Here is a 21445-nt window from a genome sequence, read left to right as displayed (position 1 = left end):
TAAGAGTTTTACTTTAATATATACCGATACTAATTTATCTTGTTTAGCATAATTCTTAATATTTGCTCATCAGTCTGTACCATACCTAAGCAGGCTAATTCGCACAAGTTAGCTATTGACTGATCAACATCGTCAGCAACAATGCCTTCGCTTTTTGTGACTCTTGTTCCCTCAAGCGCCATTAGAACAGCTTTATATGCAGCAATAGCCGATGTAGAAACTTTTATGGCACAACTATTGGAAGCCCCGTCGCAAATCATTCCAGCCACATCACCAATCATGTTGGAAAGAGCCATGCTGACTGTTTCATAATTGCCCTTCAGGAGCCACGCCATACCTGCTGCCGCCCCCATAGATGCGGTAGTAACAGCACATAAGGCTGACAACCGGGGAAGCTTGTCATGGATGTAGATTGCCATCATATGAGACAGCATCAGCGCCCGCGTAAGCTCTTCCTCACTTGCCTTTACATGCTCGCCCACTACGACGACAGGCAAGGTTGCTGCTATACCCTGATTGCCGGAACCGGAGTTGGTCATCGCCGGCTGCGTCGCGCCCCCCATCCGCGCATCCGATGCGGCGGCGGTACGCATTAAAATCTGGGTCAAAAGACCGTCCGACAGCAATCCTTGTTCAATCTGCCGGCTCATTATGGCGCCAACATTAAGACCATATTGCCCGCTCATACCACTGTCGGACAGAGAGCAGTTCATGGTGGCAGCTTCCCGGATAAAGCTGATCATTGCAAGCGGCGCTTGGATGGCAAAGTCATATACATCGCGAGTCCGAACACCAGTCAACGAGTACTCTGTACTATCATCAGCCAGTGCCTGTTGCGGTTCCGCCGTGAATATTACCTTGCCGTTTTTTTCAATGTGCACTACCCGAGTATGTGTGTCGGCAATACAAACTCTAACCCATTCCTCGCCATGGATAACTCGGGCCTCTGAATACAGAGTATTAGGTACGTCTGCAATGGTAAGCTGAACAAGATTTTCTGCAACCATGCGCTTGCCGGCCTCTACCTGCTTCGGTGTCAGGTTTTTCAGCACCTCCAGTTGTCCTTCTGGATCGCCGCCGAGAGCGCCTACGGCAACCGCGATATAGAGGCCAGTTTCGCCAGTTCCCGGAACGGTAACCCCCATGCCGTTCTTCATCAAATTGGCAGATACCTTGGCTTCAATCCGCTCGACCGGTTTTGCCAACCAATGGGCGGCGATGGCTGCCGCCAGGGCCAGCGAAATAGGTTCGGTACAGCCTAGGGCCGGCACCACCTCTTTTTTTACAGCTTTGATAAATTCTGACCACAAGGGATTGCCCGCTGTGGATGATATATCTTTCAAACTGAATCTTCCTTTCGTTTCAGCAAAAATAACACGGCTTTCGTAACGTTATGTTGTCTATCAACTACCTTATCTGCCGCCCCACTTTATGCACCCATACACCCTTGCAACCTGTTTCATAAACTACTGTTTACAAATTGCAATTACTTCAATTTCAATTAACGCATCTTTAGGCAGACGAGCTACTTCGATGCATGCACGTGCAGGACACTCCTTGGTAAAATAAGCTGCGTATACATTGTTCACTTCACTAAAGTTATCCATATCTTTGATAAATACCGTAGCTTTCACTACATCATTAAAAGTACAGTCCGCTTCTGTCAAAATAGCTTTTACATTTTCTAAAGATTGCTTGGTTTGAGCAGCAACACCTTCAGCAAATCGTCCACTAGCAGGGTCTACAGGTAATTGACCGGATACAAAGATAAATCCGTTGGCCTTAATTGCTTGAGAATATGGACCGATTGCACTTGGTGCTTTATCAGTGTTTATAATTTTTTTCATATACTGACTCCTTAAGACCTTAATATATCTATTTCATTGAGACATCAAACTGAGTAAGTCTTCCACAAACGATTACGCCTTTATCCTGCTACTTTACTGCTTCAATTCCACTTATGTGGAAAATTACGCAGGATGCAACGGAACTCCCTAATCAGATTTTTTCTTGCTATTATTAAATTGCACAATCCATTTAACTGCTGTAAAGTGAATTCATTTTTGCAATATATTGCGTCTTGTTAAAGACAGGTTTATAGCTTGTAAGAATATCTTGTGCCTTTTTTCCATCATCCGCCAATAAATCAATTACCGACATAGCCATAATCTTAGCCGGGATAATGCAAGCAATATTATAGTCGACTACTCTAAAATGCCTTGTATGCAAAGCCCCGTTCACTCCACTAGTGTATGGGTGAATCACCGGCATAATATGTGATACATCACCCATGTCTGTGGAACCGCCCGAATGCCCTCCCCATATAATTTCGGCCCCCGGATAAGCAGCGTTAACATTTTGGGAAAATACATTACTAAAAGGTTCGCAAATTCGAATAGGCAGATAGCCAGGCGTTGTTGCTATATGAGTTTTAGCCCCAATAGCATCGCCGCCAGCGCGCAATGCTCGTTCTACCTTTAGACTGGTAGACTCTATGGCCTCAATACTTTTAGCGCGTACGAACGTTTCAATCCTGACGTCTGCTGGAATAGAATTAACTACATCGCCACCTTTTGTAACAATAGGATGTACTCTTATTACATCTTCATCGCGAAAGGTTTCCCGCATAGCATTAATACCCATCAGCCCCAGCATTGCTGCATTTAGCGCGTTTATTCCTTCCTCCGGCGCGGCAGCAGCATGAGCCTCCTTGCCTTCATAACGGATATCTTTCACCACAAAGCCATTGTTTGTTTGGTTCAACATGAAATTGTTGGTTCCATTCATTTGGTAAGCATGAATCATCATCGCCATATCAATTTCATCAAAGGCTCCGCGATAAACCAGTTCTTGCTTTCCGCTACAAAAATGAACTTTCCCTTCTTCACGCAACCTTGCACGATATGGAATTTCGAGGTATTCTTCCGCGGGTGTGGCCATGAACACTATATTACCGTTAAGCTCACAAGCAGCTTCAGACAAAGTCAATCCAATTGCCGCTCCCATCATAGCACCAAGCTGAATGTTGTGTCCGCAAGCATGCGCGGCGCCTGTATTAGGGTTTGCCAATGGACTGTCATAACAAATAATAGCATCCAGTTCTCCCAATACGGCAACAGTAGGTCCTGGCGAATTGCCCAGCTTTGCTTTTACACCCGTAATGGCTAATCCTTCTTCATAGTTTAAACCCAAATCTCTAAAAAACTTGGCAGTTTTTTCTGCAGTACGGAATTCCCTAAAGCCTAGTTCCGGCTCTTGCTCAACATCTTGCGTGTAAGCAATTATTGTTTCACCATATTGCTCAATAATTTTACAAGCCTTTTGTTTCAATTTAGTGGAATCCATTACCCTCATTCCCTTTATCAGTATTCTAATCCCAATGCAAATCGTGTATAAGTATTAATATTTTTCTCTATGCAAAGGCAGCCAAACAACCAAAACAATAATCGACAAAGATCTCAAGAAGAAGCCTGAAGTAGGTGCACCTGTCATATCAACAAAGACGCCCATAGTATACGGAGCAAAAGACGACATATAACGCTCCCCCGAAACTAGACAGCTTTAGGCTGCAACTTCTGGAAAGTTTGCCTGAATTCCATCGGTAATCTATACCCAACCACATAGTGTATATGAAGGGTTTACTCATGCGGAAATAGCCTTCTCGGCTAAACAAATATTTTAGTAGCTTACTCCCTGTTATTACTGGTTGTACTCTGAGGATATTCCATGCGGCCGACTTTATGTACTGCCCGTCTCAGGAGAACCGGCCGACCCTGCTAGAAACTGAACGGAAGGCAATCAGCGTTGCCCCTGCCGCTCCAAAGCCCGCCATTATAGATCATGCAGCAGGGGCAACTTGAACTCTATGAATATGGTGCCAGTGACGACAATATTTAAGATATATTGGTTAATAGTCTTTTCTAGTATTTAAGTAGTGTATTCAGGAATCGCGCCGACCATCAATGGCCCCTCCCGCTCTATTTAATTACTATTTTTTGCCTTTTGTTAGCATCATTTCTTTCAAGGGCATCCGTTGCGTTTTTATGGTACCCACGGCAGGCCAGCCGACGGCTATATGGAGAGCCACTTCGATATAATCCGGCAGGCCATAAAGTTCTTTAAATTTCAACCCAGTATCTTCAGTCACGTCGGATTTGATGGACTTTGAAAGCCAAACGCCGCCCAATCCGAGGGCATGGGCCATAAGGAGCATATGATCGCCCGCGGCCGCCGCGTCGAAGCCCCCGTTATGCGGGACAAACTTGTCTTGGGCGACGACTTTTGGGATCCGTTTGTCATAGCAGATTACTATAAGAACTGCATTGGGAGTAGGGATATCACTCCAGACCATTTTGGCTTCTTCTGGATCTTTAATTACCACAAAACGAACTTCATCTAAATTACAGCCAATGGGTGCTGCTCTCCCGGCCTCAAGAATTTTCTCAATCATTTCATCGGGAACTGGCTTATCTACCCAATCACGGATCGAACGGCGCCCATATATCAATTTATTTACGACGGCCATCTCTTCGTCGGTAAACGGCTCCGGCACAGGTACATTCCATTCAATTTTTACCCCATCGCGGACCTTTTGGGCCAACGCGAGGTATTCCTTGCTCCAGAGAATATCTGGAGCATCATCTATTAATCCTTTTTCTTTCCAGGCGTCGTACACCATTTGAGCCTGTAATCCAAAGGCAGAAATGGGTTTCTTTTGTCCTCTAACAAGAGTCGGGTATAATGGAACCTCTATAGTATGGTGTACTCGCTCGCGCAACAAGGCGCGCAATAGAGCAGGCTCCATCTTCATTAAATCCTCTTTTTCATATGCTGGTCCTCCATAGGGCACTACTTTGATTTTTTCTGACATTGTTATACCTCCCTTTATAAACTAGCGAATTCGTCGTTTTTCTCGTTATCCCACAGTAATTAACTTTGATTATGTTGAGCCATCTCTCCGGATCAGTGCCACTCCTGTTCGCTCAGTGGTTTTCGGGTACAGAAAACAAACCGCGTCGGGTTTCCGTTATCTTGGCCGTCGGGATTCCACATCCGCTCCAGGTGGCAAACCTCCCAGCCCGTAAGATGAAATTCAACTTGCCTGCCCCGGCTCTACATTCCCGCAGTTCGCTGTATGTGAGACGCCTCCTCAAGATGGTTTTGTGCCTTTCTTGCAGGGATCAGCACATTGTCATTTAGGGCTGGGCGTCTCGTTTTTTTAAAGACCGCTTTTTCTTGTTACAGGAATGCTCCTCTTTCCGTATTTACTCCCGTTATTTGACGACAAGATCCTTGAGCACGTTGTTCGAAAGGGGTTCAAGCGTAACATTCCCGGTAATCAGCGTCTGGCAGAGCAGGCCGGGTTTGCCGTTGATTTTGCCGGTGCAGCGTCCACAAACGCCCAAGGTGCAGCCGGCGTGGTCATAGTACGCCAGCGTACTGTCGACATGTTGGTAAATATAATCGAGGGCATCCATCACACTCATGCCGGCGGTAAAGGGAACCTCGTAGACCTCGAATCGCGGTTCTTGGTCAACGGAGGGGTCGAAGCGGAATACTTTCACCTTCAGAGTTTTGTCAGCCATCTTCCTCGCCTCTCCTTTCTTAATGCTTGCCGCCGGTATCGGAGTGCGACTGCATCATCTGTTTCATGAATTCCAGGTAAGGAGCCTTGCCTGAAGGCAAAGCCTTAATCGTGACCGTCACCGGCCGTCGGTCAATTTTGAAACCATCGCCCTCCAGGCGGACGATCTGCTCGACCAGCCAGCCGTCATTATCAGTTATCGGGTAGTCCTGGCGGAAGTGGACGCCACGGCTCTCTGTGCGCGCCAACGCACTTTGTGTGGCCACCTCGAGCAACTGGGCTATACTGCCAAGTTCCAGCGCGTCCAACCATTCCTTGTTGTATACACGGCTTTTTGAACTCGTGGCAAGGTTCGGCAGGAGGTTCGTTTTCACTTCCCCCAGATACTCGATGAACTTCGTCAGGTTCTGTTTATCGCGGATCGGTCCGAGATGCTTGTGTGCCGCCTCCTGAACTTGCCGCCTTACTTGAGCGGGGTTATATCCCTTGGCCCGCCGAAGCGGGGCCTCTATCTTTTCCTCCAAAGCAGTGAAAGCCTCTTCTTCGGGCGGCAGGACTTTGGCCTTCTGCGCGTATGTGCCTGCGTTGGCTCCAGCGGTCGTACCGTGAACCAGCATCTCGGTTATGGCGGCAAAGACGCGATTGGCGCCGAACGGGCCCAGAGTGCATTCGCCGGCCGCGTAAAGCCCCTTCAGGCCTGTCTCGAACTGGTCGTTGACGACAATGCCACCGTCGAAGTATTCGGTGGCTGCGCCTACCTCGACCGCTTCGTTCACCTCAAGCATTCTGCCCCATTCGGAAAAATCGATGCCTTTGCAGCGCCAGTTCGGGAATAACATCTCGGCGATCTTGGAGACCTTTTCCCAAGGAACATCGCCTCTGCTGAAGTAAACCCCGCCGTTTGGCGACCCTTTTCCAGCCAGCACCTCTTTCGTCGTCGCATAGGAGATAAAACTCTTGTTCCACTCCGTAGAAGTGCCGACTTTTACGACAAAGGGATCGTACTGTTGGAGAATATCTTCGCCAGTGCTGTTAGTCAGGCTACCGCCGCCTACCAAAAGGCTCATCACGTACGGCGCTATGCTGCCTTGCCAGGCTGGCGGACTGAGAAACACGTTGCAGCAGAACGTCACGAACTCCATGTTGCCCAAGGCGGCTCCCGCCCGATATGCCATTGCCATCCCTTCTCCGGCTAAGTCCCGCATGCCGGTGGTCGGCCAAAAAGCTTTATGCCAGCCGCCTGACGCGAGAATCACCGCCTTAGCTCTGAAGTGGACAAGTTCGCCGGAACGGATGTCTAGTCCGATGGCGCCATTGACCGCCCCGTCGACGGTAACCAAGTCCAATACGGCAATGTCTTCTTTCAAGTCGACACCGATGGCGCGCGCTTTCTTCAGAAGCGCGTCCATTATCTCCAGGCCGCTGGTGAAGATCATCCGCTGGTCTGATAATTTAATCTTAATTCCCCACTCGATCAGCTCGCGCAGGCACTGAGGTGCGGTATTGATGTACTGCTCAATAAGTTTTTGGTTGTTGAGGTATCATCCCTGAGTTACGATGTCGTTCAGCACCTTTTCTGGACTGTCGTTGGGGTCGCCTTTCAATCCCGGAATCTTACTCATGCTGTTCCCGTCCAGAGTAAAATCCGCGCCGGCCATCGGCGTTGCCCCGCAACGGGCTAAGGGGCCTTTGCTCAGTAGCATGACTCTGACGTCTTTCATACGGGCGCCGATCGCCGCCCGGAACCCGGCTCCACCGCCGCCGACGACAAGAACGTCGGTGTCGATTACCCTTGACATATTTGTATCCTCCTTTATGTAGTGGAGTTATCTCCAGGCACATGATAAACAAAGACTACAGACGATTCTTCACCAGCGGTATACCTGCCAGGACAGCCAGCGCAAAAACAGAAGCCAGCAAATAAAAACCGTTTTGCATATTGCCAGTGCTGCTATAAAGTGCGCCCATTGCATAAGGGAAAATTGATGCAAACACATAGGCGCAACCGTTGAAGACGCCGGTAGCGTTGGCCACTTCGGTCGGTTTAGTGATATTTTGGACAATGGTGAAAACCGCGGGGAATACCGGCATGATAAACACGTTTGCCAAACACAATACGGCGACGGCGATCACCGGATCTGTTACGGACATTGCCATGAACAAAGTTATGGCGAAGCCCAGGCAACCGGCCACTGAGAAAGTAGCCCGTGCATTCGTTTTGTCCATGAGCGGAGTTAGCACTATGACGGAAATCGTACCCACCAGATACGGCAGCGCCGACAGCAACCCCGTTTTAGCGAAAGAAAATCCGAGAGCGGTCTTCATATAAGTTGGTACCCAAACCATAAAGCCCCAGAAGCCAGCGTTTGCCGCGGCATAAATGACGGCCGAGTACCAGAAACTAGACAGTTTGAGAAACGCGAAGGTTCCAAGTGTCTTTTCCTGAACTTTAGTTTCCTGCATTCCGCCCGTAATGTACTCGACTTCCTCCTTGGAAATGCGGGGATGTTTAGCCGGCGAATCGTAGCCATACAACATACAGACTATCACCGGCAAGCACCCCATCAAAGTCAGGGCATAGAAACTGGACCGCCAGCCCCAGGCCACCGTAATCCAAGTAATCAGCGGCAAAGCAATGATTTGTCCGACCTCAAGGCCGACAAACCACACGCCATTGGCCTTCGCCCGCTCGTGGACCGGAAACCAAGTCTGCACAAATTTCGATATGCTCGGCCCGAGAACGGCCTCGCCTAACCCCAAAATAGCTCGACACACGAGGAGAACCATAATTACGGAAGTGGCGCCCATAATCGCCATGATGGCAGCCCAGGAAATGAGGCCGGCGCCGAGAACTAATCGGGGCCCGTACCGTTGAACCAGTGGCCCGGCAAAAAAACACGAAGCACCGTAGAAAAGCAGGAAAACCGTCATCATCATACCTTGGGTCGACTTATCTGCGGTGATGCCGAACGTATTCGCGCTCTTCTTTATTATTATTAAATTAACCTATTTTTGATCTATGTATAGCCAGTCCTTATTGCTGCTGGAGAAATCCTCCTTTTCCCGTTCGTTAGTTTGCCTCAGAACGAGTTCACAGTATTCGTCTCCATCAGGTAATACTTTTGTATGCATTAGTTTATAATTCGGATTAAATGCCATGTACTTGGCTGGATCTACCAAACAATAGTAACGCCCTAATTTCCCTTCTCCCAGTTGATTCCATACTTTCCCCATAACACAGCCGTAGGCCCGCATTCTTTTTTCTCCATCTACTTCTACTGTTTCTATACCGTCATGCATGCCGTACAAGGGCAAATCCTCTTTGTAATTATCCGGAGTATTATCTAAGCACCGAGAAGTTGCAGCGTTTTTCACTTCTTCGCCAATTCTTATCCCGTAGTCTTTTATTGATTTTAAGATTAACTCTCTCCCTTTTTCTTCTCCTAATTCGTTAATTAGAGTCTTGGCAAAAGAAAGATGTAAATACGCTAACCTAACGCAGACCCTCCTGACTTGCTCCTTGGCATCTTCCAGAGTAACCATCTCAGCCATTTCTAGTTCCCCTCCATATCAGTGTATTTCCTTAACGGAATCTTAATGGTTATTGTTTTTCCCTCCCGTTGTGACAAGATTCTTTTGCCAATTCAAACCTTGTCGGAGTCAATGGCTAATCTACCTTTCGCCGTTTCATGTAAGGACCCAACATTAATCTTCCTTCTTTCCCACTGGCAATTTAAATGCCTACCAACGGCCACCAAGGCGGTGACAGCCCCAACAGTATTCTCATTTAGCACCAATCACCTTCCTCCATTCCTGCAGTAGAGTCGCAATGAACCAAGGTTCATACACAAGCCATCCCCTTGTTGACTCAGGCTACGTGACAGCAACCTATGTATAGGTTGCCGCCCTAACCTTAGCCAAGATCATACCGTCCGAAAGAGGCATCACGTACGATCCCATTAACATTTATGACTACCATCGTCATATTTGGTTATTATTTTTGACTATTTATCTTGGTATTTTCCCAACAACATTAAGATAAATAGTCAATTATTAACATCACCTATCAATTTAGCCCTTTAAACGTCAATTATTATTAAAAATTTGCCTCATTTTCATACTTATCTGACACAATTTTCATTAAACGAATAAATTCTCTTCTATCCTCATCTTTATCGAATGTATCCACTATATTTTTAGCGAGACTAAGATCAGCTTCCCTATGCTTTTGATGTACTTTTTCACCCAATTCCGTTAACTTGATAATAAAGGAACGGCCATCTTCAGGATTAGAAACTCGTTTAAAAATGCCTCTCCTTTCCAATCGTTTGATAGCACTGCTTAACGTGCTATTATGGATTTGAAGGAAATCCCTGATTTCCTTTAGCTGTACGTTGTCTCTTTCCGCGATATAACGTATAATACGCAAATCAAGCAACGACATTCTTTGTAAAGAATTTGAATAAGTTGCAAACCTATCAAGGCGCACCTTAAAAATGAAACTATGAAACACTTCATCCATTGAAGAAATAAATTTTTTATCCATCCAAGTAGCTTTGCCTTTCTATATTATAACGACATTCGTTATACTTTCAGGGTTATTTTACCTGGCTATTTGATATATGTCAAGATATTTGTGCATTTTTTGGCTCGCCGTCCATTGTTATTTTGATTGCATCATAATGGCGTTAAAATTTGTATATTGTTGGCATGAAAAATGTCGTTTATGCAATGGCATTCTCCAGGCCACATCGGTAGCCACACATTGTCAATCTTCGAATCGGTCGTCGCCGTCAAACTTATGGCTGACAATAGTATTAAATATTTGTCCGACTGACTGTAATCAGTTTATCGCTCTTAGGATCGCCGTTTATCGGTAATAGTTTTGCTGATGACCGATTAAATTATGTCTGATATAAAACAGTTATATTGCAAAAAAAGAAAGCTCATCAGCAATATTAGCTTTCTTCGTTTTAAACCATGTGCTTTAAAATCGCTGGCGGTAGGCAGCCGGGCTCGAACATTTTGAATGACCTGACCTTTTCAGCATATGATATTCAAGCTGTTTAAGGGTTCATGTCCAAGCTAAAGAACCCCTTCGTCTACGCATTGCCTTCATCGTTTACATACCATTTGCCTTGTCGCCTCTCCCACTGTATCCACCGCATAACCCTAGACTCATTTTTCCCACTACTAATAGTCAGTTTAAAAAACAAGGGGACAGGGATGACGTTTTCCGTTAAAACGGCGTCCCTGTCCCCTTGTTCGTTTTGTCCCCTTGTTCGTTTCAATCAATTGTTCTAACTACGCTGCATGATTTATTTTGGTGCTATCTACTCTTTTTGCCATGGCATAGTAGATTGCACTAACTACTGCGCAAACACCCATAACTACTCCGAGGACGTTAAACATAAACCTTAGCGAATCGTTATGAAACATAGATACAATAACAGGCTGAACAAAAGCAGATAGTGTGTAAGCTAAAAAGATTGTACTATTGATCAAAGCTCCACAAATCGTAACTAAATTCTTTGGCGGAAGAATAGTCGCTTCTGTATAAATATATGGGATTGTAACAGAAAACCCCACTGCCCATACAACGAACGCTATTAGGCATGTTGTATAGTCAGTTGACCTAGCAAGTAAAAAGTATCCCAGCCCAATGAATGTAAAGAAGAATACTGTTGTGAACCCTTTCAGCCTTGAATAAATTACTCCAAACAATAGGCTAAACACAACAATGACAATTGTTGTAATTCCGTTCGCTTCTCCAACTGCTATGGCATCTCCCAATTTTTCGGTATCCATAAATATTGCCATAAATAAGTATAACATGTTGCCAATAATTTGTGACACAAATGTCAATCCAACAAGGAACCAAACCGACTTACCTAGACGTGGTTTACGCCCCGCATCTGCAGCCAATGCTGCCTCCATCTCTTTCCGGTCTTGTTCTTCCTCCGCAAGTAGTTCCGCAGATTTGATAGGCTTCCTCTCTAACACAATCGCATCATATACTACAATCAATGCGCATAAAAGGTACCCGGTAAAAGACAGGCGCCAGTCAGTCATAGCTAAGTAACCGCCTAGAAGCGTCAAACCAATAGAGATCGCTCCGCCTATTGCAGTATACAGCCCCATTACATTAGCCCGTTCGTGGCCGCAGTAATAATCAGCTGTAATTGTTGCAACCATTGCAGTAGCAAAACCAAGGCCAATTCCCTCGACAGCCCTGGTAAATAATATCCAATAAATGTTAGGATATAATCCCCCAGCGGCACCACCTATGGTAAACAATGTGAATCCAATCAATAATGCGCTTTTTTTATTAAGTTTATTGTCGCTTACAATTTTACCCGCAATCAAGCTGCTTGGTATAACAAATAGCGATGATATCGTCAAAATAAAACTAATCAACGCTCCGCTTACATCCGGTAAGGCCTTGGCAATATCCGCCATAGCCGGTATCAAAATAAAGGTATCCGCCATTGGAGCAACGCATATCAATATTATCGCAATCAAAATTGGCAATCTATTATTTTTCAATCTAGACACCTCACACATCTTTACTTGTCATCCATTTATATTTCATCTTTCCCAAGAAAGAATCCATGAGAGGATCGTCCCAGCAAATGCCCTTGCGGGACATGCTATTAATGCTTTGCCATATTATAAAATCCCCTCTCTGATTTTCAGTATGCCATGCGTTTTAACTGTCAATCAAAGAGGGAAGGGCTGGAGGTGGGGAGAGTCTATTTATCCTCACGCAGACTCAAGCTGTAAGAAAATATTTAATCATCTCGTACTTTATATTCCTTTATATAGTTGATTGCGCGCTCCAATTCTTTTGGGGTAATATCCGCCTTAACAGCTTGATCTAAGACAATGAAATAGTCGAGATACCTTTCATCCCCCAAAAAGGCTTCTAACTTATCCCTGTTTGTTAGCTGCTCCAGGGTTTCCACATCTTCACGAAGAAAGAATTCAACAGGAATACGTAGTTTATTAGCCATTAAAATAATTTTGTCACGTCCAAATTGCCGCCGGTTGTTTTCCACATGTGATATGTAGGACTGTGTTACATTTAGAATCTTTGCTAATTGCTCGGCAGTTAATGAAAATTTCTCGCGCACATATCGTACTTTGTCACCAAAATTCATATACAATCCCTCCCAGTCCTCCGTAATCGTTCAACCTTCATTGGCAAAATCCTGAGAATCCAGAGAGGGATAGTTTACAAGTGTTTTCTTTTTTCAGATGCCTATAAACACTTTTACTATACTTCAAGCAGATTATCGCGATAAGCCTGAAGGTAGTTCATGCAGTATTCATCTTTTCCACGCAAAGCTTCAGCAGCTATAATGCTCGCCATGAACTCTTTATCAAGAGGGTTCATAATCATACCATCCAGGCCTCGATCTATGGCCATTATTCCAAATGTTCTATTTAAAAATTTGCGTAGAGGCAAGCCAAAAGAAATGTTAGATAAGCCACACATGGTATGAACTCCAGGATAGTTATTCATGATCATTTCTATGGCTTTCAGAAACTCAATACCATAGATGTCGTTCGTAGACAGTGGTTGCACTAGTGGATCTACGTAAATCTGGTCTAAAGACAAACCTTTTTTAACCAGACGGTTAATTAGCTCATCGGCAATTTTAACCCGTGCTTCTGCAGTTTCTGGCATGCCTTCATCACTCATACACAAAGCGACAACTTTATGAGCTGTTCCACTCACAAGGGGTATAAATGCATCATATCTTTCTTTCTCTAATGAAATTGAATTTAGCATTGCCGGCCCTTTATGAATCTTTAAGGCAACCTCTATAGCTTTAGGGTCAGGACTGTCGATACAACAGGGTCCATCAACAACTTCCTGGACTAATTTAACTATCCATTTTAGATAATCGGCTTCTTTACCAACAAAAACTCCGGCGTTTACATCAATATAACTGGCACCGGCCGAGTACTCATCTTTAGCTACTTGTTGAATATAGTTAGCATCCGCATTCTTGATAGCTTCTGAGATTGGCTTGCGACTAGCATTAATCAATTCTCCGACAATAATCATGATATCCACTCCCTAATGATTTTTATCTAAAACAAATTCATATCATAGCAATAACAAAGCCAGATAGTGTCTTGCTTTGTAAAACAACCTCTTTTACCCCCCCTTTTTTTAACACAATTCTAGCAAAGTATTACATTTGTAGGCGTCACCTCCGCTTCACGTGATGACTAAACATACGGATCTATAAATTAGATCCATAATTTTGATTCACATATGTTCCAGAGTATTTCTCTAGTTTCCATTTTGGGATTTTACAAGTGGGACAAGAATGGAAAAACAATTTATTACGCAGACAACGAGCAGCTCTACTATGTTTCGAATTTTGTATATAGAACTTTTCATTACAATGTGTAATAAGTTCCGCTGCGCTCCCGATAATCTTCATGCTCTTGATGCCGTGCAAAATCCCGCTTCTTGAAGGCCAAAGTTTAAGCTTGGCAACTAGTTTAAAGAAATCGACATTTTTTCGATAGTATCGTTTCTGTTTTATTGAGTTAATGACCATACGCATTCACTCCAATCGTCCGTAATTGAAAAAATCTTCATATAACCTCAAAACACATCGTAGCTACCCCAATTTGCAACGGGTCATGGAGTATTCTGCCTCGATGTTCTTCTGGTACGCCTAAAGGAATGCCTGGAGCAGCGATTATTGTATGCTCGGTAATATACTCAGGACGGATAATGTTTCCCGCCGGGGAGGCGTCCACTATGACTCTATGCTTACTCAAAGCATAATCCAAATCAGTTTCAACCTTTGCAGGATACCCCTGTCTTCTAAGTTCGTCAACTAATACCTGACTAGCAGTTATACTTATATCATATATGGAAACCAGACCTCCCAGCTTAGCAATTAAACCTGATGCTCCTCTACCTACCGCCCCAGCGCCAATAATCAACACATGTTTTTCACCTAAACCATTACACATACGGTCTAAGGCAGTAACGTATCCTTTCCCTGTGGCCTTACTGTTGTCGGCTATCGCGCCAGTTTTTAAGTTAATCGCAACAAACTTATTATCATCGGCCGCAAACAAAACTTCAGCTCCACCCTGGACAGCTTCAGTAATCCCGGCAATATCATAGTTTTTAGTAATAAAAGTACTGAAACCTAGATACTCTAAAATACCAGCTACAGTCTCAGAAAAACCTCCAATAATTCCTTGTCCGCTTGTGATAGGAATAACAGCGATTTTAGGTTGGGCAACCAGAGTAGTATTCAAGTCCCTATCTGCAGCACGAGTCGCAATAGATCTTAAACTATACCCTGTCTTACTAATTAGCTCGGCATCGTACTGCGCTAATCTGGTAACAACCTTTTGAATATCCTTTTCTTTAAGTCGTGTCATAGAAACATCTCCCTACACACTTCTAATGGAATTGACATCGTCTTCGATTATGGAAAATAATCACAATAGTTTTGAATCTGGCATTTCCTTTTGATTTCAGAAATAATACGCTCTCGTTTTTTCCACGCCTCTAGCATGTTTGCTCCGATAATAATCAGAGTGGCAACCCATTCTTTTTTACCTTGTGAGTAAGTTGTTAATGCTTCATCAGCTCCAAAAAAATTTGTGCATAGGCGAAGTGGCCCTGCGCTGGATAGAATGTGTTCACCTAAAACTTCAAGGTTTTCTCCATTGACATGAATGTGTTCGTAAATCACGCCTCTGTCCTCAGTGATGACAAAGTCTCCCCATGGCCTTCCCTGCGCAAAAGTCTTACCAATAATTTCCAACATATTTTTCCCAGTAGCATGATAGACCGCCGTTGGGGTTTGACTTGGAATCCTAGCATCGATTTCTAAGACTTTTAGCTGATCCTTATGTAAAATGATCTCCACATCCATAACTCCATTCAGATTCAAAAAGCTAGCTAAGCGCAAAGCAATCTGTTCGAAGCTAGTCTTTTGTTCTTTGGAAAGAGTTGTAGAACCAAGCACTCGCTTACAGTCATACTGAGCATCAAGATGGAGCTCAGTAATGTGCAGCGCTTTATACACTCCTTGATACCCAATAACCTCAATCGAATAGGAGGGTCCCTCAAGGTATTCCTCGATTACCATATCAGAAACAATTTTTTCTGCTTTCAAACATTCGAACATCTGTGCATTATCAACCTTGATTACCCCTTCACTCCCACTTGCCCCGGATGGTTTTATAATTATTGGAAAACTACACTGTGGCCATGGTGCAGGTGCAGGGATTGAAAGTCGTTTAAATATCTCATTTGAAATAATTTTTGAGGAAGAGATAGAATACGACTTGGCATCAAAGACCAGGGGAACTTGAGAGCAATTTGAGCATCTTACCAAGCTTTCTAACGCTTTTTGGTTTTCTAACGCAGGGATAACCAGATCGAATCTTTCTGAAAATGCTAGCCATTCAACGCTATTGGTTACATCCATTATCTGGAAGTAATCACAAATTATTGAAGCCGGAACCTCAGTTGTTTTATCGACAACACTAACTTCCCATCCAGCTTTCTTTGCTAGGTATGCGGCCTCAACTCCTTGGAGTTTTCCGCCGACGATTACAACTCGCATTACTATCTCCCTTCTAGAGCTTTAGTGATGTAGTACAACCCAGTCTGTATACTCTTTTTTAGCCTCCTGGATTTGCCTATAGGATGGCATAACCTTTGTCAGACGTGCTAAGATCCACTCCATATACTCTGTTGTGCTAGCCCTTATCAGTCCAAGCCCTTCTAAAATAGGAAGTATTCTCTCCACCGTTCGATTAGCATCGTCAATATCCAATTCTTGATTTGACACTCCAGCCAAACCGGAGTTTGGCGGAATGATTGATGTAACGACATTAGCTCCGGCGTCAAGGCGATCCGCTAATCCATTAATACCATCCACATCCAGAGAAGCTGGAATTAACCGATCAGGAAAGACTAATCGCATTATTGCAAGGATTAATCGCTCTCTTGTCCTGGGTATTGACGGAACATTTTGCATAGGCGTACCCTTCTGGGGAACAAAACTCATAACTCGCACCTGATCCGCTTCCAGCCTTCTCATAGCCTGCAGCGAATCAACCACATCTCCGTCTTTTTCCCCAACTCCGGTAAGTAAGCCCTCCTCAATAAGGAAGCCCATATCCTTAGCTTCTTTTTTTCGTTTCATTCTCTCATAAAAACTTTGACCTACTCTAAGCCTCGAATATAAGTGAGGATTGTGAGTTTCTTGATAGCACGCATACCATTCAGCACCAGCTTTTTTTAACTCTCTTAATACATCTTTAGGCACGACACCCGCCGAAATCATGATAGGCATCTCGCTGCCTTCTTTTATAGCCTGTACCGTTCTTATCAAAGAATCGAATCCTGATTTGTTGTCATAGTATCGTGGGTCTTCTCCCATAGTTAAATCTAGTAAATGTATTCCAGATTTCACTAACCTATATGCTATTTCCATAATCTCCCCATGGTTTTTATGATAACGGTGTAGCGAGTGGTTAGATTTCCGATATAAGCAGAAATTACACTCATTACGACAATAGGTTGAAAAATAAATAAAACCATAGAGGAAAATTTTGTTCTCAAAATAGCGAGTCCTGAGTAATCTAGCCATTTCAAATACTCTAGAAAGTTCATTTTTCTCGGAAATTTTCAACAGATGTAAAAGCTCATCTCGCCCTAGTAATTCCTCCTTAAAAGCTTTCTCTAAAATCCTATCAAGTGTAGAAGGTTGTTGCACTATCATTGTAAAATCACCTACTTATCAAGTACATTTTATTTTTTAATAATTAGCCTTTAGATATTTAATCTTACTCCGTCTAAATAACTAAGACTTCGTCCCATACTCTGAACATTTTGAGCACCTTCCTTTACCATTAGCAAACGTTCGAGACCAAAGCCTATCCCGACCCACGGCTCAGTGATCCCCCACTTTTTATCAAGAACATGCGGTCCCATAGCGCTTGAGCCTAATTCAATACCTTTAATCACGTCTAAGGTATCTCCGTATACGACTGAATTTGTCACCTCCATCTCATAATCATCGATACCAACAGCGTCCATAACTAAGGATGCTATTTCTTCTAGACGTTGTTGCCTTTCATTGAGGGGTAAACCCAATTCAGTTATATTGAGCATTGTAAACTCATTTAGATGTAATCCCCCCTGAGATTCCTTACGATAACAGGTGCCGATTTCAAAGATGCGAATCGGCGGCTTCCATAGGCGAAGCAAGTCTTTCCATAATGTGTAGAGATTCGGGGCTAGCATCGGACGAAGACACCGCTTGGAGTCGAGCCAGAAAACTTGGGAAAAGAGTGGATGGTTATCGTCGACAGACATCTTAGCCAAAGAACCTTTAGATATAATTGTTGGAGTCATTACTTGAATGAATCCTTGAAGCGTAAGAGCTTCAATAAGTCGCTGTTCAAGTACGCTTAGCAGTGGCCGCTTAGTAAGTTTCTGAAATTGCTCCAAATGTCGCCTACCCCTGGTTACCAACTGGCTCGCCAGGTCTCGAAATTCAGAATCGCGTTCGTTTGATGATTCAAAATGTCGCTCTTGCCATATTGAGCTGGCATTAAGTTCTTTTAAACGTTGCTTTTGTATTGGTGTCCAGGTAATATTCACCTAGTTACCCCCTTGAAGTTGTTGGCGGGGAGTACGGGAGTTTCACCCGCCTACGCGAATTTAGAGTCCACGCGATCAATCCGATCCACCCCCCGTGAGCTCAGCTAACTTTCTTACATATCAGTTATGCAAAATCAGTGCCAATACTTGAATCAAAATAAAGGAGCAGTCTGATTATGACTGCTCCTTTGTTATTCTCATAGTAAAATATAAGCTAATTCCTTAAAAATTTTTTAAATAAATAATCTAAGATATCGAATACTGGTTTCAACCATTTTCATGATTTTATCTTTTATGTTGGTACAAACCCTGCTAAAAGTGAAAAAAAAGATTACAGGGTGAAAAAAACTTTTACATATTTTCTCAGTTAAGACTCATTAAATGCTAGACCCCTTCTTTTAAGATTTCTATTTTATTTATTGCTTAGACAAGTATTAACCGCGCAGCAGCTAATTGGCCATAACAGTACCTAGTTTATAAATAATCCGATATTTTTTAGATTGGTACTATTCTTGCATTAGTTTGCACTAGGACACCAAATCTCAAATTCACACATTTAAATTCACTTTTCCCGTCCGGGGTGGTAAGAATGTGTGAATTTATCTTTGGCTACCCAGTATTAATTCCCGGATTATATTGCCGTCAATTAGGAGGTGATAATTAATAAACTATTTTGGTTATGGCATACAAAATGAAGAGAGGAAGTGGAGATTATGGCAAATTTTGAGAATTTAGCCCAAAGTGTTATCTCAGGACGGGAAGGTCAAGTAAAAGAACAGGTACAGGCATTGGTTGATTCTGGTGCCAGTCCGCTAGCAATTATTAGCGAAGGATTGATTGCCGGAATGAATATAGTAGGTGCCAGTTTTAAAAAAGGTGATATGTTTGTACCAGAAGTCCTGCGTTCAGCGAAAGCTATGTCTGCTGGTATTGAGATGGTTAAGCCACTCATAGCCGACAAAGATATGCCCTCCCTTGGAACAGTTGTAATCGGCGCTGTTCAAGGCGACCTCCATGATATCGGTAAAAATCTCGTCACCATGATGCTAGAAGGTGGCGGTTTTAAAGTTATTGACTTGGGTATAGACATTTCATCTGAAAAATTTATTGTTGCTGTTAAAGAACACAATGCAAAAATTGTGGCCATGGCGGCGTTGCTCACCACTACTATGCCGGCGATGAAAGAAACCATAGATCTGCTGGCTAAAGAAGGACTGCGAGACAAAGTTAAAGTAATCATCGGCGGAGCTCCGATAACGGAAGACTTTGCAAACCAAATTGGTGCTGATGGATATGCTCCGGATGCAGCCGTTGCAGTTGATTTATGTAAGGAATGGGTCGCCTAAACGCTAAACGAATAGTCATCAAAAAGGAGTGCTATATCATGAAAAGGAATCGGCCGTCAGGTCATTGCAATTGGGTCGGTTGCGGCATTCAGTTGTTTTCTGATTTCGATGTTGAAGCCATCCATTACAATACTTTAGAAGTATGTGACTCAATACAGGTAAATTTTAAAATGAATATGTTGGGGAGGCATTGGAAATGAAGCGTAACACAAGTGCTGGATATTCCTCCTTTAAAGGAGCTAGCTTAAAGATTTTTTCCGACTCAGACTTACATTCCATTCATTTAGCCACTCTTGAAGTCCTCGAAAGAACAGGACTAAACATTACCGACGAAGAAGCTCTTGAGTATTTTGATCGTAATGGTGCTCGGGTAGATTACGAGAAAAAGGTTGTGAAGATTCCAGCTTGGATGGTTGAAGATGCTCTCAAGAGTGCACCCGCCAGCGTCTTTCTTGCCGGAAAAGATGCAAAATATGACATTATCCTTGAGGACGGAAGAGTGTATGTTTGCCCATTTGGCTTAGGCATCTTAATTGAAGACCCATATACTGGAGAACTACGTGAAACCACCAAACAAGACATTGCTGATTGTGCCAGGTTAGTCGATTACCTCGATGAATACGACTTCGTATTTGATACCATGGTTGCTAGGGATGTAGACCCCAAAGTAGCCTGTATACATGGCTTTGAAGCTCCCTTAATTAACACCAACAAACATGTATTGGCTAGTCCTGAAAATAAAACTACTGCGAAAATACTCCTTGAAATGGGTGCTGTTGCCGCTGGCGGAATGGATAAACTAAGCGACCGTCCTATAATGATGTTAGGTGGTTGTACTATAAGCCCTCTAACAATGCCCGAAAGTACCGTAGCTGCTGTTATGGAAGCCGCTAGGGCCCGCGTTCCATCGATGATTTTATCAATGGCTATGTCTGGCGGAATGGCTCCCGTAACGCTAGCCGGAGCATTAGTAGTTATGAATGCCGAAATTTTGGGGGCTCTTACTCTGTCCCAATTAGTTAATAAAGGGACGCCATTTATCTACGGAAGTTCTACAGGTACGCTTGACATGCGTCATAAGGCTGCGGCTATGCTCGGTTGCCCTGAAACAGGGCTGATCAACGCTGGAGTTGCAAGTATTGCTAGAATGTACAATATACCAACGCTTGTTGCCGGTGGATAGACTGATAGCAAATTACCTGATCTGCAAGCCGGACACGAAAAAACCCTTACAGCCCTCCTACCCATGCTAGCAGGTGCTAACATGATCTACGGACCGGGCATGTGGGAAAGCGGCATCACCATGAGTCTCGGCCAAGTAGTCTCTGATGCTGATTTCGTGCGTATGATCAAGACTGTTTTGGTTGGCGTACCAGTCAATGAAGAGACTTTAGCCATCGATGTAATCCATAGTGTCGGCATTAAAGGTCAATACTTGGGAGAAGATCATACATTCGAACACTTTAGGCAAGTTCAATCTTCTCCTCTAGTTATGGACCGTAATAATCGGCAAGACTGGCTTGCAGAAGGCGGTAAAGATATGGCGGAAAAATCCGCTATATTAGCAAGAAAAATTCTCGAAACTCATAAGCCGTCTGTCTTATCTAATGAAGCAATCGAAAAAATTCATCAGATTGTCTTAGATGCCGAAAAACAATTGTTAAAATAGTACAGTATTAACACTAGTCTTTCCATACATCGCCATTAGACGCGAGCAGGGCCTCATACTCCATGGCGAAAAAATGGATTTGACTAACTAAACTTACGGGCGTGTCGCAAAACGTTTATTGAAAAAACGTGAAGGGATACGCCCTTTTTTAAAAGAGAAGAAAAAAGCAGTTGTGAGAA

22 protein-coding genes and 1 pseudogene are annotated in these 21445 nt (G+C 43.7%); 3 read left to right on the top strand and 20 right to left on the bottom strand.

Going from position 1 to position 21445, the window contains the following annotated elements:
- Window positions 1-29: 29 nt before the first annotated feature.
- The 20 genes from BLR65_RS10460 to pylSc form a co-directional block, all read right to left on the bottom strand.
- Window positions 30-1343 (bottom strand): L-cysteine desulfidase family protein, encoded by a 1314-nt coding sequence (locus tag BLR65_RS10460; protein ID WP_093794140.1) that lies wholly within the window; start codon window positions 1341-1343, stop codon window positions 30-32.
- Window positions 1344-1466: 123 nt separating this feature from the next.
- Complete coding sequence (locus BLR65_RS10455; protein WP_093794139.1) at window positions 1467-1847, bottom strand: RidA family protein; 381 nt, start codon at window positions 1845-1847, stop codon at window positions 1467-1469.
- A gap of 190 nt (window positions 1848-2037) precedes the next feature.
- A complete protein-coding gene (locus tag BLR65_RS10450) occupies window positions 2038-3345 on the bottom strand; it encodes an amidohydrolase (RefSeq protein WP_093794138.1) in 1308 nt (435 codons plus the stop codon).
- Between the two features lie 54 nt (window positions 3346-3399).
- Window positions 3400-3534, bottom strand: coding sequence for a hypothetical protein (locus BLR65_RS31380; RefSeq protein WP_281241516.1), 135 nt, complete (start codon window positions 3532-3534; stop codon window positions 3400-3402).
- Between the two features lie 454 nt (window positions 3535-3988).
- On the bottom strand, window positions 3989-4870 hold the full coding sequence (locus BLR65_RS10445) for a nitroreductase family protein (RefSeq protein ID WP_093794137.1): 882 nt from the start codon (window positions 4868-4870) through the stop codon (window positions 3989-3991).
- Between the two features lie 403 nt (window positions 4871-5273).
- Complete coding sequence (locus BLR65_RS10440) at window positions 5274-5585, bottom strand: 2Fe-2S iron-sulfur cluster-binding protein (protein WP_093794136.1); 312 nt, start codon at window positions 5583-5585, stop codon at window positions 5274-5276.
- Window positions 5586-5604: 19 nt separating this feature from the next.
- A complete protein-coding gene (locus tag BLR65_RS10435; protein WP_211285164.1) occupies window positions 5605-7020 on the bottom strand; it encodes an FAD-dependent oxidoreductase in 1416 nt (471 codons plus the stop codon).
- Window positions 7021-7125: 105 nt separating this feature from the next.
- Window positions 7126-7383 (bottom strand): FAD-binding protein, encoded by a 258-nt coding sequence (locus tag BLR65_RS30430; RefSeq protein WP_211285163.1) that lies wholly within the window; start codon window positions 7381-7383, stop codon window positions 7126-7128.
- Between the two features lie 55 nt (window positions 7384-7438).
- The gene (locus tag BLR65_RS10430; RefSeq protein ID WP_281241519.1) at window positions 7439-8548 is read right to left on the bottom strand and encodes an MFS transporter; all 1110 of its coding nucleotides are present in this window, start codon (window positions 8546-8548) and stop codon (window positions 7439-7441) included.
- A gap of 42 nt (window positions 8549-8590) precedes the next feature.
- Window positions 8591-9136: an L-2-amino-thiazoline-4-carboxylic acid hydrolase gene (locus tag BLR65_RS10425; RefSeq protein WP_093794134.1), complete on the bottom strand. Its 546-nt coding sequence runs from the start codon at window positions 9134-9136 to the stop codon at window positions 8591-8593.
- Between the two features lie 92 nt (window positions 9137-9228).
- Window positions 9229-9381 (bottom strand): hypothetical protein, encoded by a 153-nt coding sequence (locus tag BLR65_RS29700; RefSeq protein ID WP_169716914.1) that lies wholly within the window; start codon window positions 9379-9381, stop codon window positions 9229-9231.
- Between the two features lie 299 nt (window positions 9382-9680).
- On the bottom strand, window positions 9681-10130 hold the full coding sequence (locus BLR65_RS10420) for a MarR family winged helix-turn-helix transcriptional regulator (protein WP_093794133.1): 450 nt from the start codon (window positions 10128-10130) through the stop codon (window positions 9681-9683).
- Between the two features lie 758 nt (window positions 10131-10888).
- Window positions 10889-12130, bottom strand: a complete 1242-nt coding sequence (locus tag BLR65_RS10415) for an MFS transporter (protein WP_169716912.1) — start codon at window positions 12128-12130, stop codon at window positions 10889-10891.
- 245 nt (window positions 12131-12375) lie between these two features.
- Window positions 12376-12744 carry a helix-turn-helix domain-containing protein gene (locus tag BLR65_RS10410; protein WP_093794131.1) on the bottom strand — a complete coding sequence of 123 codons (369 nt, stop codon included), beginning with the start codon at window positions 12742-12744 and terminating at the stop codon, window positions 12376-12378.
- A 116-nt stretch (window positions 12745-12860) separates the two neighbouring features.
- A complete protein-coding gene (locus tag BLR65_RS10405; RefSeq protein WP_093794130.1) occupies window positions 12861-13658 on the bottom strand; it encodes a methyltetrahydrofolate cobalamin methyltransferase in 798 nt (265 codons plus the stop codon).
- A 181-nt stretch (window positions 13659-13839) separates the two neighbouring features.
- Window positions 13840-14163, bottom strand: coding sequence for a pyrrolysine--tRNA(Pyl) ligase small subunit (pylSn, locus tag BLR65_RS31775; RefSeq protein ID WP_093794129.1), 324 nt, complete (start codon window positions 14161-14163; stop codon window positions 13840-13842).
- Between the two features lie 37 nt (window positions 14164-14200).
- Window positions 14201-15007 (bottom strand): 3-methylornithyl-N6-L-lysine dehydrogenase PylD, encoded by an 807-nt coding sequence (gene pylD, locus BLR65_RS10395; protein ID WP_093794128.1) that lies wholly within the window; start codon window positions 15005-15007, stop codon window positions 14201-14203.
- A 47-nt stretch (window positions 15008-15054) separates the two neighbouring features.
- Complete coding sequence (pylC, locus tag BLR65_RS10390) at window positions 15055-16203, bottom strand: 3-methylornithine--L-lysine ligase PylC (protein WP_093794127.1); 1149 nt, start codon at window positions 16201-16203, stop codon at window positions 15055-15057.
- Window positions 16204-16224: 21 nt separating this feature from the next.
- The gene (gene pylB / locus BLR65_RS10385; RefSeq protein ID WP_093794126.1) at window positions 16225-17367 is read right to left on the bottom strand and encodes a methylornithine synthase PylB; all 1143 of its coding nucleotides are present in this window, start codon (window positions 17365-17367) and stop codon (window positions 16225-16227) included.
- A gap of 50 nt (window positions 17368-17417) precedes the next feature.
- A complete protein-coding gene (gene pylSc / locus BLR65_RS10380; protein WP_176772727.1) occupies window positions 17418-18251 on the bottom strand; it encodes a pyrrolysine--tRNA(Pyl) ligase large subunit in 834 nt (277 codons plus the stop codon).
- 713 nt (window positions 18252-18964) lie between these two features.
- Here pylSc and BLR65_RS10375 point away from each other — a divergent pair.
- From BLR65_RS10375 to mttB, 3 genes and pseudogenes are all read left to right on the top strand, one after another.
- Entirely contained in the window at window positions 18965-19597 is a 633-nt protein-coding gene (locus BLR65_RS10375) for a cobalamin B12-binding domain-containing protein (protein WP_093794125.1), read from the top strand.
- Window positions 19598-19635: 38 nt separating this feature from the next.
- Window positions 19636-19797 (top strand): hypothetical protein, encoded by a 162-nt coding sequence (locus tag BLR65_RS29695; RefSeq protein WP_169716911.1) that lies wholly within the window; start codon window positions 19636-19638, stop codon window positions 19795-19797.
- Window positions 19794-21266, top strand: a pseudogene (gene mttB, locus BLR65_RS10370) ([trimethylamine--corrinoid protein] Co-methyltransferase). The gene BLR65_RS29695 and the pseudogene mttB overlap by 4 nt, the downstream one beginning before the upstream one ends.
- Window positions 21267-21445 lie beyond the last annotated feature (179 nt).

Source organism: Sporomusa acidovorans (assembly GCF_900101845.1).
GTDB lineage: Bacteria > Bacillota > Negativicutes > Sporomusales > Sporomusaceae > Sporomusa > Sporomusa acidovorans.
Note: the sequence above shows the minus strand (reverse complement) of the source record. Positions and strands in the feature narration are given on the sequence as shown.